This is a genomic window from Burkholderia sp. Bp8991, from assembly GCF_003853795.1.
Lineage (GTDB): Bacteria > Pseudomonadota > Gammaproteobacteria > Burkholderiales > Burkholderiaceae > Burkholderia.
On record NZ_QTQJ01000042.1, the window covers coordinates 45,600 to 61,190 of the forward strand.

Genomic DNA, 15,591 nt, shown 5'->3' on the forward strand with positions numbered 1-15,591 from the left:
TCAGCGCTCGCGCGGCGCGGGCTGCGTCAGCGTGACGACGCGCACGCCGAGCTTCTGGCCGACCGCGATCAGGTGGCCGGTGCCGATCAGCATCCCGTTCGCGACGAGATGGATCACGCTCTGGTTGATGCCTTGCTGCAGCTCGATCACCGCGCCCGGCTGCAGTGCGCCGAGTTCGCCGAGCGGGATCGATGTGGGCGGCAATTCGAAACGCAGGTCGACCGCGAGGCCGTCGAGCGAGCGCGGCGCATCGTCGGGCGGCGCATCGTGCGCGCTCGCGGGCGGGGTGTCGGTGCGGGTCGGTTCCAAAGGCATCTCCCTGATTCGTTCGACGGTCAGCCGGTTGCCCGACGGCCGTCCGGTGATCTCCCACGCCGGCGCGGCCGGCACCCGCGCGACGCACAGCAGGTTCTGCTCGTGCGCGCGCCAGCGTTCGATCGCGATGATGTCGCCACCGACGACGTCGGCCAGTTCGGCCATCGTCAGCTCGGTCCGGCCGATCTCGAATACCAGCGGCACCGGCAGGCCCGCATACGCGGCGCGGGTGTCGGGCCGCGCGGCCGCCGGCGTCGGTGCTGCAAAGAACACCGCGAGCGCGTCCGGCGCATCGAACAGCAGCGCGCCGTGGCAGCGCCAGGCCCCGTCGGCGCGACGCAGCTCGAAGCGCAGCGCGGCCGGCGCGGTGCGCCACGCGGGCACGCTCGCCGGCGGCGGCAGCAATTCCACGCGCTGCCGCGTCGCGGCCTGCAATACGGCCGAGAGCGGCGCGGCGAGGTCGGCGAGCAGCGCCGCGCGGATCACGGCCGGCACGGCCGGGTCGGCCGCGTCGCCGAGCCATGCGCTTTCCGCGACCGGATCGATCCACAGCGTGCCGGCGGCCGGGCCGATGACGAAGCGGTAGGCATGCGCGTCGGCGGCCGGTTCGGCATCGGCGCGCCAGCGCACCTCGTACGCGTGTTCGCCGAGCGTGACCGGGACCGCGGCCGTCGCGCCGTACGCATGCGACAGCCCGCGCGCGGCGGCGGCGGACAGGCGCGGCAGCCAGGGCGACGCGTCGAGCGCGACCGCGGCCGGCGGGGGCGGGATGGCGGGCGCGGCGGCGGCCGGGGTGGCGGCGGCGGGCGGAGCCCGATTCGCGGCGTCGCCGGCGTCGGCATTCGTCAGGGACAGCGCAGGCACGGCGGGATCAGGGCGGATTCGGCGTTGGTTCGACGGGTTGTTGTGGCCGGCGGCGCAGGGGGCGCGCGGCTGCTGCGTCGATTGTAGGGACGCCGCCGGCCGCGTGCCGCGCCGGAATCCGTAGTCGTGTCCAGCGCGGGGCCGCGCGGGTGGCGGCGAGCTACGAAGCCTTTTGTCGGGGGGGCGTGGCGGGGCGGTGGTGGGTCGGCGCGGTGTCGCGGCGGCGTGGCGTGCGATAGCGCAGCCGCTAATCGACGGCACGCGCGCTTGCATGCGACTGCCGCAAACGCGGCCGCCGCCCGATGGCGGCGGTCGTGTCGCGGCGGGGAAGGCGTGCCCGGCCACGAGACGCTCCGGGTCGCGCGTGCAGCGCCGTGGAGGAGCCTTGCCGGCGCGCCGCGCTGCGGCGGCGCGCGGGTGAGCCGCTACGCGTTACGCGTAGTCGGCGGCCAGCGCCTGCTGGGGTGCGGCGCGCAGGATCGGCGCCACATCGTGGCGTTCGACGTGCGTCATGGCCGCGCCGAACAGCACCAGCCGATAGCCGACCGCATAGATCGGGATGATCCGCAGGTTCTTGTCGTGATCGAGCTGCAGCTTCGAACGGATGCGCGAGATATGGGTGTCGAGCGTGCGCGACGACACGCCGAGCTCGCGGCCCCAGACCGCTTCCTGGATCGCTTGCCGCGGCACGATCTTGTTCATGTTGTCGAGCAGGAATTCGACGACATCGAATTCACGCGGCGTGACGTCGACGACTTTGTTGTCGATTTCGATCGTGCGGCGCACGAAGTTGATTTTTATGTTGTCGATGTACAGGTATTTGCAATCCATGTTGGCCCTCGCATGTCCGTAAAGGAGTGTTTGCGAGTCATGTACCGCAACTTCCGGGCCAGGGGCGGACTGACAGGAATCGACGGGCGGTCGGAGCGGGGTGGGCGGCGCGCCGGCCTTGAATCTAAAAGAATTTTTAACGTGGGGCGTGTGGTGTGCTTCGGAAGGGTCGGAGCAACATTGAAGGATTGTTACGTAGCATCCGGCGGGAACGTTACGGGCGTTACGGACGTTACGGGCGGCGTAACGTGCGGAACGCGGGGTTCGCCCAGCGCGAACGGGGTTTCGGGCGGATGGCGAACCCTACATCGAACCCTACCCGGGTTAGCCGTTTTTATAAGTGAATCAATGGTTTGCAGAAGATTTTTGCCGACTTGGAACCCTACATTGGAAGCCGCAGGCTCGGCAATAAAAAACCGGCCGCGCAACGTTCCCGTCACGCGGCCGGCCCGGCGTCTCTTCGTTCCGCCCGTCAAGCCTTCGCCGTATCGCCCGAATCGAACGGCAGCACGTAATGCCGCTTGCCGGTCGCCGCGAAGATCGCGTTGGCGACCGCCGGCCCGACCGGAGCGACACCCGGCTCGCCGACGCCCGTCGGCGCCTCGGCCGACGGCACGATATGCACCTCGACCTTCGGCATCTCCGCCATCCGCAGCACGTGATAGCCGTCGAAGTTGCGCTGCTCGACATGGCCGTCCTTCAGCGTGATTGCGCTGTGCAGCGCCGCGCCGAGCCCGAAGCCGATGCCGCCTTCCATCTGCGCGGCGACGATGTCGGGATTGATCGCGATTCCGCAGTCAACCGCGCACACCACGCGCTCGACCTTCACCTTGCCGTCGGCGTCGACCGACACTTCCGCGACCTGCGCGACGTAGCTCTTGAACGCCTCGGCCACCGCGATCCCGCGCCCGCGGCCCTTCGGCAGCGGTTTCGCCGGATCCCAGCCGGCCTTCTGCGCGGCCAGCTCGAGCACCGCGCGCATCCGCGGCTCCTTCGCGAGCAGGTCGCGGCGGAACAGGTACGGATCCTTGCCCGCCGCGTGCGCGGCTTCGTCGATGAACGCCTCGACCGCGTAGGCCGTGTGCGAGCTGCCGACCACGCGCCACCACAGCACGGGCAGGCCGACCTTGGTGGTGGTCAGTTCGACCGACACGTTCGGCACTGCGTACGGCAGGTTCGCCGCACCCTCGACCGACGTCGCGTCGATTCCGTCCTTGACCATGAACGCCTCGAACGGCGTGCCGGCGAGGATCGACTGGCCGACGATCCGGTGGCGCCAGCCGACCAGCCGGCCGTCCGCGGTCAGCCCCGCGTCGAGCTTGTGGAAGTACATCGGGCGATAGAAGCCGCCCTGGATGTCGTCCTCGCGCGTCCACTGCAGCTTGACCGGCTTGCCGTCCGCGCCGAGCGCCTTCGCGATCGACACGGCCTCGACCACGTAGTCCGACCACGCGTTCGCGCGCCGGCCGAAGCTGCCGCCCGCGTACAGCGTGTGAATCTGCACCTGCTCGGGCTTCAGGCCCGCGACCCTTGCGGCGTTGCCTTGGTCGACCGTCTGGAACTGGTCGCCGGCCCAGATCTCGCAGCTGTTCGCGCTCAGCTTGACGACCGCGTCGAGCGGCTCCATCGGCGCGTGCGCGAGATACGGAAATTCGTAGGTCGCGCTGACCTTGCGCGCGGCGCCCGCGATCGCCGCGTCGGCATCGCCGTCCTTGCGGGCCGACGCGCCGGGCTGCGCGGCGAGCTGCCGGTACTCGCGCATGAGCTGGTCCGAGCTGCGCTTTTCGGCGTTGGTTTCGTCCCAGTCGACCTTCAGCGCGTCGCGGCCCTGCTTCGCGGCCCAGAAACCGTTCGCGACGACCGCGACGCCGCCCGGCACCTGCACGACCGACACCACGCCCGGCACGGCCTTCGCGGCCGTCGCGTCGAATGACTTGACCGTCGCGCCGAAGCGCGGCGGGCGCTGCAGCAGCGCGACGCGCATGCCGGGGAAGGTCGTGTCGAGCGTGAAATGCGCGGTGCCGTTCGACTTGGCCGACCCGTCGACGCGCGCAATGCGATGGCCGATCAGCTTGAAGTCGGCCGGCTGCTTCAGCGTGACCTTGTCGGGCACCGGCAGTTTCGACGCGTCGGCGACGAGCGTGCCGTAGGCGGCCGTCTTGCCGCTCTTCGCATGCGTGACGACGCCGTTGGCGGTGGTCAGTTCGCCGGCCGGCACCTTCCAGCGCGCCGCCGCGGCCGACACGAGCATCGCGCGGGCCTTGCCGCCCGCTTCGCGCAATTGCTGCCACGAGTTCGACATGGCCGAGCTGCCGCCCGTGCCCTGCATCGTGCCGAACGCGAGGTTCGCATAGCGCTTCGCATCGGCCGGTGCGCTTTCGACGCGCACGCTCGACCAGTCCGCGTCGAGTTCCTCGGCGACGATCGTCGCGATGCCCGTGTACGCGCCCTGGCCCATTTCGACATGTTTTGCGATGACCGTGACCGTGCCGTCGGGCGTGATGCGCAGGAATGCATTCGGCGCGAAGTCGGCGGCGGCCGCCGTCGCGGCGAGCGCGCGGCGGCCGAGGCCGGCCCATTCGAAGCCGATCGTCAGGCTGACGGCGGCCGCGGCACCCGCGGCCTTCAGGAACGTGCGGCGCGACGGTCGCACCGAGCCGGCGTTGTCGAGTTCGATCGTCATGGTCAGGCTCCCAGCGTCGCGGCCGCGTCGTGGATCGCGGCCCGGATCCGGGCGTAGGTCGCACAGCGGCAGATGTTGCCGTTCATCGCGGCGTCGATGTCCGCGTCGGTCGGCTTCGGGTTCTGTTCGAGCAGGGCGGTTGCCGACATGATCTGGCCGGACTGGCAATAGCCGCACTGCGGCACCTGCAGCTTCACCCAGGCGGCCTGCACGGCCTGCGCGGGTTTGCTCTCGAGGCCTTCGATCGTCGTGATGTGCTTGCCCGCGATGCCGGCGAGCGGCAGCACGCACGAGCGCACGGCCTGGCCTTCGAGATGGACGGTGCACGCGCCGCACTGCGCCATGCCGCAGCCGAACTTCGTGCCGGTCAGCCCCGCGTGCTCGCGGATTGCCCAGAGGACGGGCATCGACGGATCGGCGTCGAGCGTGACACTCTTGCCGTTCAGGACAAACGTGGTGGGCATTTTTTGTCTCCGTGGGGAAAACCCGGCATGCGCCGGATCAGGTGGCAGTGTGCGCGAACGGCCGATTTTTACGTCTACCCAATCCTGCAAATTTATTGAACAATCCTGCAAATCCCCGGCGCGGCGGCGAGCGATTCGCTATGCTCCCGCGATTCAGGGAAATGAGGCGAGGAATCCGTCATGGACATGACCGATATCGCGGCGTCGCGCGAATCCGGGCGGCGCGAACTGGCGTCGCTGATCGGCCGTTTCGCGCCGACGGACGGCTCCCACTCCACGGCCGTGCCGGCGCTGATGCTGCATCGGCATGCGCATCCGGTCGATCTCGGCTGCGGCGTGTCGCGTGCCGCGCTCGTGATCGCCGCGCAGGGCGCGAAGCGCGTGATCGTGGCCGGCCAGGCCTACGAATACGACACGCGCAATTGCCTGATTACGTCGATCGACTTGCCGATCCTCTCGCGCGTCACGCAGGCGTCGCCCGACGCGCCTTACCTGTGCCTGTCGCTCACGCTCGATCTGCAGCGCATCGTCGAACTCGCGGCCGAGATGCGGCTGCCCGAGCCCGATGCGGGCCCGGAAGGCGAGGGCATCGCGCTCGCCGAGTTGACGCCGCCGCTGCTCGATGCCGCGCTGCGGCTGTTGCGGCTGCTCGATACGCCGGCCGACATTCCGGTGATCGCGCCGCTGATCGAAAAGGAACTGCTGTACCGGCTGATGACGAGCGGGCAGGGCACGCGGCTGCGGCACATGGCCGTCGCGAGCAGCCAGACGCACCGGATCGCGCGAGCGATCGAATGGATCCGCGATCACTACGCGGAGCCGATGCGCGTCGACACGCTCGCACAGGCGGTCAACATGAGCGTGTCGTCGCTGCACCATCACTTCAAGCACGTGACCACGCTGAGTCCGCTGCAGTACCAGAAGCAGCTGCGGCTGCACGAGGCGCGGCGTTTGCTGTTGCGGCAGGGCGGCGACGTCGGGTCGGTGGCGGCAACCGTCGGCTATGAAAGCGCGTCGCAGTTCAGCCGCGAATACAGCCGGCTGTTCGGCGCGCCGCCGATGCGCGATGTCGTGCATCTGCGCAAGAAGGAATTGCTCGGCACCTGACGGCGGTGCCGGTCGTGTCGACCGCATCCGGCCTGGCTTCGTCGCGCGATGCGCGGCTCGCCGGAACGGGATGACACGCAATCGATGTGCCATGGCCGCCGCACGCAGGCGCAACGGGACAGCGGAGCGTGCCGCCGCGCCGCGCACGAACTTCTGTTTCAAGCATGCATCCCGGAAACGGGCGAACCGATACGGAAAATGCCGGCAGGATGCGAACCGACGGGCCGAAACGCGCAATAACGCCGCTCCGCCCCGCACATTCTGCATGGATCGCGCGTTTCACGACCATGTTTCGCGCGATGAGATTCGCAGTCGAACTCGATTCGAAAATGTTTCTCGCGCGCAGCGCGTGTTCTCATCCCATCCGTTGGAGCACGATGGTTGCCGGTACTGGATGTCGGTGAATCGAAGGAAAACAGTAAAAATCGATAAAGTGTGTTCAAGGCCGCATGGCGCACCTGCCGTCGTTTTTTCCGATATGCGGCGTGAAAGCCATGTCGGCTTGCGTCGTATTTACCGGTTTTTGCCGCGCGTTCGCATCGCCGGCCGATGCTCGATATCGTCGGTATTTTCACGGATGAATCAATTGCGTTTCGCGGCGGCGGGTGCGCACGTCCGGAACGATAGCGATGTCGGCCGCGCGGGTCCCGCAGAACCGGTTGTCGCGCGCTTCGATTCACGATTTTTTCGCGTACGGGAAGGCTGCCGAACGGGCTGCGGCAGGGGGTTTGCCGGGGCCGAAATGTACATCGGCCGGGATATGCGACGGTGCAGTTCTCAAGTATGAAACATCCGTTCGACACCGCCTTGCGCGCGGCCCCGCGGGCCGCGTTCGTCCGCCTTTTCCGGCATTGCTTCGCGCCATTCGATGATCGGCGCGTGCTGCCGAGCGTTATCGCGATACATTCCTGAAACAAAAAATTCGATTCCCGGCGATATTGCGGGCGCCGCGAACGATACGCGACGCGCAACCATCGGTGGAATCACGCATGGCATGCCGTTTGCGATATTGGACGCACCGGCGAGCGGTCGACCTGATGCAACAAAGATGGGGGGCGGCCCGTTCGTCAATAAGCAGTCGGGGAAATAGCGATGAAGACCAGAAGCAACAACTTGATGCGCGCATTCCTTGCGCACCCGTGGGGTAGTCGGACAGCTCGGAACAGGACTCGCGATGCAGTGCCAGCTTCGCGGGTTCGTTGCCGGTTTCCCGGTATCCGCGCGTTGCGCGTGCTGGACCGCCTGTCGTTTCTCACGACAACCGGCCGACAGCCGTGCTCCCCTTCATTCAGCTCGTCCGGATGGGCCATGCTGTCCGTGCCGGACGGCTCGACGCCGAATCGTTTCCGCTCGTGCCGAGCCGTATCCGCTGCGCCGGGTCGATGCCTGCGGTGGCTGGACTAGCTCGCATACCCGTCGGCCGGATTGCCCGGAAGATCTTTGATCGGTAGCCCAGGGAGAAGCGATGCCGCCTGACTGTAATGCAGGCCCGTTATCGCCGCGATAACGCGCATGTTTTCGATGGCACTGCATTCACGGTAGATAACTGTACTCACGCATTTTCGATCGCTGAAGCGGATGCCATGTGCCGGTATGCCGTGTAAGCAAATTTCGAAAACGACTGATCCCGAATGGCGAATGCCTGTTTCCGGGTGCGTGCGTCGATTCGTTTTCCGATTGATAAATGATCGATAACTCATATCGAGAATAAATATAAAAATTTCGGAAAACTAAAAAAATATGAAACCAGGATTCGGATCGCCGAAAAATTGCGCGGCCATCGGATTCGAGATGAATAAATTCTTTGTAATTAGATAGTGATCCTTATGTTATGGGGATTGCTCAGGGCTGGAAAGTTGAAGGCGTGCAGCTTTCCTCGCTTGTTCCGTCCACGCCGTTATGGAGTCGACCATGAAGAAGCTTCTGATTGCAGTCGCAGTTCTGGCGGTTTCGGGTGCAGCATTCGCCGGCAGCGGCACGGTATCGACCAGCAATTCGTCGAGCGGCGGCTCGACGATTGCCGGGGTTGCCGGATTCGGCCATTTCACCGCGACCGATTCGGGTGCCGCACTCGGCGCAGCCGGTGCCACGGCTGGCGGCGGCAGCAGCGGTTCGATCTCGTACACGAGCCACGTCCAAACGTCGACGGTGGGCGGCTTCGGCTTCGGCGGCGCGCAAGCGGGCGGCAACAGCGGTGCGAATGCCGGCTCGATCGGCTGGACGTATCACCACTGAGCCGCGGCGCGCAGCGTTCGTCATTGGCTGGTGGCACGGACGCCGGGTTTCGTTTCGCGAGGGCGAGCCCGGCGACCTCGCCACCAAACTTTCTCACGGCAAGGAATTGCTATGAAAGCCAAAGTCATTTTAGCGACAGCGCTCACCGTCCTTTCGTCGGCCGTATTGGCCGCCGGTCCGTCCACGACCAACCAGACGCAATCCGTTGCAGCGGGTGTGTCCGGTTCGGTGCTGGTCGGCTCAGGCAGCTATACGAGCAATTCGAATTCGGTCGCGGGCGCAAGCGCAGGAAGTACCGTGACACCCGCTGGTTCCACCGGCACGGCATCGGCCTTCCACAACTCGACTTCGACGGCCAGCGGCTGGGGCTCGAACGGGGGCGCGTTCGCGGCAGGCGGCGGTATCGGTGCCGCAGGTTCGTACGGTGGAAACAGCAGCACGAACGAGAACGCGAATGCGCTGTCGGGAGGGGTGACCGCCACGATCGTCCTCGGCGCGAACCACTACACGGCCAGCGGCGGGAACGACCAGGGTATCGCCAACGCGGGTGCTGCCGGGTTGACGGGCAGCGGTGGGTCGGGCGCGATCGCGGGTTCGAATCACTACAACGCGTCGACCGTGTGGAGTACCGGTCCGGCCGGTTCGCCGTCTGCATCGGGCGGAAGCCAGGGGAGTTCGAGCGCGACCGGGAGCAGTCACTAGTCGGGTGCGGGGGACCAGTTTCCCAGCGACGCTGGTCTCTTTTCCGCACTGTTGTTCAAGTAAGGAGTTGGCATGAAGCAGAACCTGATTGCCGCCGCTCTGATGCTCGCGTCTCTGACGGCATATTGCGCTGACCGCGCTGCCCAGGACGTGCAATCAAATTTGCAGACGTCGAACCCTGCAACCAATCCGTCAGAACAACACACGCTTTCGTCGGGCAGTGCCATCGGCGCACCGGATTCCCTGGCGTGGCCGGGAATGTCGGGCGGTTCGTGGTCCCAGCTGGGTAGCGGCTGGAAGCAGTTCGGGGAAGCGGGCAAAGCTGAAGGCATTCGGGGGAATTAGTGCGGTTGCCTGGGTCGGAGGTCAAACCTCGTCCGGAGAGTGAAATGAACAGCAACAAGATCAGGGCGGCATGTGCCGCAATGTTCGCGATGGCCGCGATCGGTGCCCAGGCGCAGACTGCCGACTCGACTTCAAGTTCGCAGTCCTCGACGTCGTCGACGGCGATCAGCCAGGGCGGCGGCTCGAGCATGAACACGAATGTCACCAGTTCGCGCGGCGGCAACGCCAGCAGTGCCAGCACGAGCGGCGTGCGCGGCAGCGGCAATTCGAGCGTGAACGTGAACGTTACGATGCCATCCGGCACGAGCGGCGGCTCGAACGTGACGCCGCAGAGCGTGAGCTCGCTCCAGTCGGCCGGCTCGCCCGGCACCAATCCCTACAACACCCAGACGTCGGAAAACGTCAACTATTCGGGTACCCAGACGATCAAGACGAACCCGTCGATCCAGGCGCCCGGGCTCACGACCACGCTGTCCGATACCTGCATGGGCTCGGTGAGCGTCGGCGTGTCGTTCCCGGGCTTCGGCGCGACGGGCGGCACGACCCTGGTCGACCAGGCGTGCGTGCGTCGTCTCGATGCGCGGGAATTCCGCGCGATGGGGCTGACCGACGTCGCGCTCGCGCTGCTCTGCCAGAGCGATGCGAACCGGCGCGCGGTGGAAGCGACCGGGCATCTGTGCCCGGGCACGACTACGCCGCTCGCGCGCTCGAATGTGGCGCCGTCCGCCGAAGCGACCGTCGCCGACGACGTGAAGTATCGCGATCCGCTCGTGCGCAATCGCATGGGCCTGCCGCCGCTCGATGCCGCCGCGCCCGTGCTGACGCGCCCGGTGGCGACGACCGCGGTCCAGGCGGCGCCGATTCCGGTTCCGGTGCCCGCGCCGTCGATGGTCGCGCCGGCGGTCAGCGCGGTGCCTGCCGCGACGCAGGCGGCCGCCGTGAAGGCATCGCAAGCGGCTGCCGTCGTGCCTGCCGTCGTCACCGCGCCGGTTGCCGCGGCAGCACCGGCGGTGAGTGCTGCGCCTGCCGTTGCACCGGCTGCGATGAGCGCGGTGCCGGGTGCCGCCATCGTTGCCGCGGGGGGCTTCGCGGACAAGGCGCCGGAATCTGCGCCAGCGGTTGCGGACAAGGCGCCGGTACCCGCGCTGGCGGCCGCTGACATGGCGCCGGAACCCGCGTCGACGGTCGCCGACAAGGCACCGGAACCGGCACCGATTGCAACCGACACCGCAGCGCAAGCCCCGGCAGCGCTTGCCGTCGACGCGAAGGTGCCGGACACCGCGCAAGCCGCACCGGCCCCGGCCTACGCTGCAGCGCCCGAGCCCGCGGTCGATGCGAAGGCTGCCGAGCCGGCAACGCAGGCGGCAGCCGAAGCGCCCGCACCGGAGGCCGCGTCGCGCGCCACGGCGGCAGCCGCTGCCGACACGCCAGCCGTCGGCGCAAAGGCGACCGGCTTGGTCGAATCCGCCGCCGCGCCCGCGCCGTCCGCCGACATGCCGGCCGCGCCGGATCCAGCCCCGGCCGCGGCCGACCAGCAGGTCGCCCCGGCCGCGCCGGCGATGCCGGCTCCGACCGTCATCTCGACGAGCACATCGTCGTAAGCACGCGGGCGACGCTTCCGCGCGACCGGCAAGCCGGGCCGCACGGGAACGCCGGGATCCGCTGTGCGACGCACGGTGCAAGTTGGACGGGTGTTGATCCCTCCCCGAGGTCAACACCTCTTTTTGCCTGACGAGGGTACGAGGAGGCCTCAATCATGAGGATCTTTTGGGTCGCGCTGCTGCTGGTCGACACACAAGCCGCCGCACAGTCGGTTTTCCAGAACCCCGCGGTCTTTGTCATCCTGAGCGAGCAGACCCTCGCGAACGCCGCGAGCGTCCAGCAGGCGCTGACGACGCTCGGCCGCGCGGACAACACGGCATGCGTGCCGATGATGATGGTCGGCGATCCGCAGATGGTCTACATGATGCCGGAGGAGGGACACGCCCCGTCGTGGCAATCGCCGGTGTACGGCCGCGGCGCGCCGTTCGAAGCGCAGAACGGGCCGACCGCGACCGGCAAGACGGTCGGCGCGATGCAGCACGCGCAGGACATGCAGACACAGCCGTGGAGCGACAGCAGTGCGATCACGCAGAAGATCGCCGGCGAGTCGAACCTGTCCGCGTCGGCGCGGGTCAGCGACTGGCGGCGCAAAGGATTGAACACGATCGAGACGGCGCCCGCGACGCAAGTGACGGTGAACGGCAAGACCTACCGCACGTATCGCGAGGAACTCAACCAGGCCGCGCTGCCCGTCGTCGAACCGCAGATCTACACGCAGCGTGTCGTGTTCTGCCGATGACGAAACTTTCCGGAGCGGACATGCCGGTAGCGCCGCGTGCGAGCAGGGAGGCTCGCCGCGTACCGCTTCGCGCCGCCCGCTCCGTCAGACAACCCTATGCGGCGAGGCCATCATGAACCATTGCTGCCAGATCAGATTGTCAGGCCCGCACGAGGACGAACGGGCCGCATACGCGCCGCCGTTCGTTGCGACCCGGCGTCACCTAACCGTGCCGTCGCGCCCGCTCGTCTATCTGTCGCAGCGTCCCGATGCAGGGCTCGTCGACTGTCTCGCGTCGCGCGGCTGGGAGGTGTGGCGCGCTAAATCCGTTGCGGACGCATTCAATTTCGTGAAGGCGAACCGCCTGCATGCGGGCATCGTCGATTTCGACGGATTCGCGTCGCCCGACGTCGCGTCGTTCGAGACGCTGCTGCGCGATCCGCGGATCGGCTGGGTCGCGCTCGCCGACGGCGAGCGGCTGCGCGATGCCACCATCGCGCGCCTGATTCGCCAGTGCTGCTTCGACTACGTGCGCAATGCGACGGCCTACACGACGATCGGATATCTCGTCGGCCATGCGTACGGGATGCTGAAACTGGCGGAAAGCGATCCGGCCGACGATGCCGCGCCGCCCGGCGGCGTGATGATCGGCGCGTGCGCCGCGATGCGCCGCCTGTTCGCGACGATCCGCAAGGTCGCGAACACCGAGGCCACCGTGTTCATCGCCGGCGAATCCGGCACCGGCAAGGAGTTGACCGCAGCGGCGATCCACCAGCATTCGTCGCGCGCCGACGCGCCGTTCGTCGCCGTGAATTGCGCGGCGATTCCGTCGACGCTGCTGCAGGCCGAACTGTTCGGTCATGAGCGGGGCGCCTTCACCGGCGCGCATCAGCGCAATATCGGCCGCATCGAGGCCGCGCACGGCGGCACGCTGTTTCTCGACGAAATCGGCGACATGCCGTTCGAGAGCCAGGCGAGCCTGCTGCGGTTCCTGCAGGAGGGCAAGATCGAGCGGCTCGGCGGGCGCGCGTCGATTCCGGTCGACGTGCGGATCGTGTCCGCGACTCACGTCGATCTCGAGTCCGCGATGCAGGCGGGGCGGTTCCGCCCGGACCTGTACTACCGGCTGTGCGTGCTGCGCATCGACGAGCCGCCGCTGCGCGCGCGCGGCCGCGACATCATGCTGCTCGCCGATCATGTGTTGCGGCGCTATCGCGGCGAAAGTTCGCACCGGATTCGCGGCTTCATGCCGTGCGCGATCGAGGCGATCCACAACTATGCGTGGCCCGGCAACGTGCGCGAGCTGATCAACCGGATCCGTTTCGCGGTCGTGATGACGAACGGCCCGCTGATCTCGGCCGCCGATCTCGAACTGAACCAGTACACGTCGAACCGGCCGCCGACGCTCGCGGAATCGCGCCGTCAGGCCGAGCGGCGCACGATCGAGGAAACGCTGTTGCGGCATCGGCATCAGCATGCCGACGTCGCGGCGGAACTCGGCATCTCGCGCGCGACGCTGTACCGGCTGATGACCGCGCTCGGCCTGCACGGCTGACGCCGGTTGCGGCCGCGCGGCACGCGGCCCGACGTCGCGCAGCTGGCCCGCGGCCCGCGGCGTCAGGCCGGCCGTTCGAAGCCCGATTCGACCCAGCGTGCGGCGCTGGCCTTGTTGAGCTTGAACCCGGCGGACACCTTCGCGTCGGCCAGCAGTTCGCCGTACGGGTCGAACGCCTTCAGTTGCGCATACGGCTCGAACTCGTCCGGCACGATGTCGAGCGTGACCGACACATCCTGCCCGTCGCCGTCCTGCACCGTCACTTCCTTGTGCAGCATCGCGCGGCGCTGCTGCTCGTGACGCATCAGCACCTCGGTCGCGGTCTTCACCAGCGTGCGGAACGCGTTCGCATCCATCGGCTTCGGGTTCTTCTTGTCGCGACCCATGGTCCACGGGCCGACGAGCGCGGGCTCGGCTTCGCCGTCCTTGATCATCTCGACGGCCCAGCCGTCGTCGTCTTCGTTCTTGATGATGCGGGCCGTCCAGCCGTTGTCGCGCCAGAGGCCGTCTTCGTGGATGGTGGTGTCGTCGGATTGCAGATCGGATTCGGTCATGGAGGAAGCGGGGAGTACGGGCCGCCGGCGAACGGGCGGGGCGCGCGGCCGGCAACGGCGCGCTGCCCTGGCCGGTCGCCCGGAATGGCATGCAAAGGCCGCAATTTTACCCCGCGGGCCGTCGGTGCGGCCCGTGCGACCCGTCACGTTGGCTGTCAGGACGAGGGCGATGCCAGCCAAACGGTCGGGCCGGCGCCAAAAATCAAACTTGTACTACGTTCCCGCGGGCCGCTCTATTCACCGTCCGATATCCCGTCCAAGCGTCGCCTCATAGAATAACGATCGGGATAAAAATATCTCGCTCGCAAATTCAACGCCACGCCGGTCGTACGCGCATTCCGCGCCGCGCGCCCGGTGAACCTTCTGGAACCGCGCATGGGGAAATTCAATATTCGCACCATCTTTGCATACGACTGGCCGTTGACGCTCGCCGGCATGGAGCACATTGCCGGCGACGTGTGCGCAATCGATCTCGTCGGTGTCTGCCGGACGCCGGACGAACTCGTCGCGACCCTCGACACGCTCGATTGCGACATCGCGCTGGTCGATTATTCGGTCCGCGGCGATGCGCAGATGAACGGCTTCGCACTGTGCGAGTGGCTGCGACGCATGCGTCCGAACGTCGGGATCGTTGCGTTGGTCGGGAACGAGAACCCGGTGATCTTCCGCTCGATTCTCTCGCAAGTCGGCGCGAGCCTCGTGAGCAAGTTCGACGAGGTGGGCCATATCGTCACTGCGATTCACTCGAGCTACAGCGGCGGTCACTATCTGTCGCCGCTTGTGCGCCGCGCGCTCGATGCGTTGGCCGGACACGATACGCCGCCGGTGAAGCTTTCGACGCGCGAGATCGAGGTGATTCGCCTCTATCTGGCCGGCATGCCGATCAAGGCGATCGCGCAGCGGCTGAACAAGGGCAAGCAAACGGTCAGCGCGCAGAAGATCAGCGCGATGAAGAAACTCGGCGCGAGCAACGACATCGAGCTGGTTCAGCGAGCGGCCGCGCTGGGGCTCGACGGCGGCAAGGTTGCGGGCTGCATGGGCGGTGCTGAGCAGGCGGGGAGCCGAGAACAGGAATCACGAGCGCTATCTCGGTAGCAGTGACATTCCGGAATCCTTCTTAGGGCCGCGTCGACTGGAATAAGCGTTTTGTCGTCCTTCATATTGGACAGGTGCGACGCGTGATTGGCCAGCGCGTCGGCGCTTCGTCTTGCTGACGTCTGCGAAGGACCGATGCAGGGAATTGACGGGGCGCCGACTTGCATGCCTTCCACGATCGTCGGTCGGGGCGAAAGGAAGCGCGCGCCGATATCGCTCCGGCGCTATGTGCGGCATGGAATTGCGCGTAAATGAAAGCGATCGGCGGCCGACGCAGACCGGTTCGGGAGACTGGCGACGAGGTTCATCAAGAAGAATGGTCAAGATATATGAAGGAATGCAGATGAGTGATTCATTTCACGATGCTCGGCCGGTAGCGGCCTCCCGAACGGGGGAGCGCGGCGCTGAAGCCATAGCCCGAGACGGGCCGGCGCCGCGACCCGAACCGCCGCCGATCGTCGTCGGCCGCGTCGAAGGCGTGACGATGTTTGCGAAGAACACGCCGCTCATCTGTCTCAAGC

At 67.0% G+C, this 15,591-nt stretch carries 15 protein-coding genes; 9 read left to right on the top strand and 6 right to left on the bottom strand.

Annotated elements, in window-relative coordinates; genetic code table 11:
* The 4 genes from sctQ to DIE02_RS31845 all read right to left on the bottom strand — a co-directional run bounded on the left by sctQ (position 1) and on the right by DIE02_RS31845 (position 5,157).
* Positions 1-1,179, bottom strand: coding sequence for a type III secretion system cytoplasmic ring protein SctQ (gene sctQ / locus DIE02_RS31830; protein ID WP_124485379.1), 1,179 nt, complete (start codon positions 1,177-1,179; stop codon positions 1-3).
* A 432-nt stretch (positions 1,180-1,611) separates the two neighbouring features.
* On the bottom strand, positions 1,612-2,010 hold the full coding sequence (locus DIE02_RS31835) for a winged helix-turn-helix domain-containing protein (protein WP_044846633.1): 399 nt from the start codon (positions 2,008-2,010) through the stop codon (positions 1,612-1,614).
* A gap of 472 nt (positions 2,011-2,482) precedes the next feature.
* Positions 2,483-4,693, bottom strand: coding sequence for a xanthine dehydrogenase family protein molybdopterin-binding subunit (locus tag DIE02_RS31840; protein WP_124485380.1), 2,211 nt, complete (start codon positions 4,691-4,693; stop codon positions 2,483-2,485).
* Between the two features lie 2 nt (positions 4,694-4,695).
* Complete coding sequence (locus tag DIE02_RS31845) at positions 4,696-5,157, bottom strand: (2Fe-2S)-binding protein (RefSeq protein ID WP_044846636.1); 462 nt, start codon at positions 5,155-5,157, stop codon at positions 4,696-4,698.
* Between the two features lie 180 nt (positions 5,158-5,337).
* Here DIE02_RS31845 and DIE02_RS31850 point away from each other — a divergent pair, with 180 nt between their 5' ends.
* Both DIE02_RS31850 and DIE02_RS31855 read left to right on the top strand, forming a co-directional pair.
* Positions 5,338-6,264 (top strand): AraC family transcriptional regulator, encoded by a 927-nt coding sequence (locus tag DIE02_RS31850; protein ID WP_044846637.1) that lies wholly within the window; start codon positions 5,338-5,340, stop codon positions 6,262-6,264.
* Between the two features lie 91 nt (positions 6,265-6,355).
* Positions 6,356-7,051 carry a hypothetical protein gene (locus DIE02_RS31855; protein ID WP_124485381.1) on the top strand — a complete coding sequence of 232 codons (696 nt, stop codon included), beginning with the start codon at positions 6,356-6,358 and terminating at the stop codon, positions 7,049-7,051.
* Here the strand turns inward: DIE02_RS31855 and DIE02_RS31860 are convergent.
* Positions 7,042-7,401 (bottom strand): hypothetical protein, encoded by a 360-nt coding sequence (locus DIE02_RS31860; protein ID WP_124485382.1) that lies wholly within the window; start codon positions 7,399-7,401, stop codon positions 7,042-7,044. The two genes, DIE02_RS31855 and DIE02_RS31860, sit on opposite strands and share 10 nt — an antisense overlap.
* 774 nt (positions 7,402-8,175) lie before the next feature.
* Between DIE02_RS31860 and DIE02_RS31870 the strand changes: the two genes are divergently transcribed.
* The 6 genes from DIE02_RS31870 to DIE02_RS31895 all read left to right on the top strand — a co-directional run bounded on the left by DIE02_RS31870 (position 8,176) and on the right by DIE02_RS31895 (position 13,421).
* Positions 8,176-8,499: a hypothetical protein gene (locus tag DIE02_RS31870; RefSeq protein WP_124485384.1), complete on the top strand. Its 324-nt coding sequence runs from the start codon at positions 8,176-8,178 to the stop codon at positions 8,497-8,499.
* Between the two features lie 111 nt (positions 8,500-8,610).
* Positions 8,611-9,201 (top strand): hypothetical protein, encoded by a 591-nt coding sequence (locus DIE02_RS31875; RefSeq protein WP_124485385.1) that lies wholly within the window; start codon positions 8,611-8,613, stop codon positions 9,199-9,201.
* Between the two features lie 72 nt (positions 9,202-9,273).
* Positions 9,274-9,546: a hypothetical protein gene (locus DIE02_RS31880; protein WP_124485386.1), complete on the top strand. Its 273-nt coding sequence runs from the start codon at positions 9,274-9,276 to the stop codon at positions 9,544-9,546.
* A 44-nt stretch (positions 9,547-9,590) separates the two neighbouring features.
* On the top strand, positions 9,591-11,147 hold the full coding sequence (locus tag DIE02_RS31885) for a chemotaxis protein CheA (RefSeq protein ID WP_124485387.1): 1,557 nt from the start codon (positions 9,591-9,593) through the stop codon (positions 11,145-11,147).
* Between the two features lie 155 nt (positions 11,148-11,302).
* Entirely contained in the window at positions 11,303-11,887 is a 585-nt protein-coding gene (locus DIE02_RS31890) for a hypothetical protein (protein ID WP_124485388.1), read from the top strand.
* A 112-nt stretch (positions 11,888-11,999) separates the two neighbouring features.
* Entirely contained in the window at positions 12,000-13,421 is a 1,422-nt protein-coding gene (locus tag DIE02_RS31895) for a sigma-54 dependent transcriptional regulator (protein WP_124485389.1), read from the top strand.
* A 62-nt stretch (positions 13,422-13,483) separates the two neighbouring features.
* On the opposite strand, the gene DIE02_RS31900 is transcribed toward DIE02_RS31895, so the two are convergent.
* Positions 13,484-13,975 carry a hypothetical protein gene (locus DIE02_RS31900; protein ID WP_044846642.1) on the bottom strand — a complete coding sequence of 164 codons (492 nt, stop codon included), beginning with the start codon at positions 13,973-13,975 and terminating at the stop codon, positions 13,484-13,486.
* 375 nt (positions 13,976-14,350) lie between these two features.
* Here DIE02_RS31900 and DIE02_RS31905 point away from each other — a divergent pair, with 375 nt between their 5' ends.
* Positions 14,351-15,070, top strand: a complete 720-nt coding sequence (locus DIE02_RS31905) for a response regulator transcription factor (protein ID WP_124485390.1) — start codon at positions 14,351-14,353, stop codon at positions 15,068-15,070.
* Positions 15,071-15,591 lie beyond the last annotated feature (521 nt).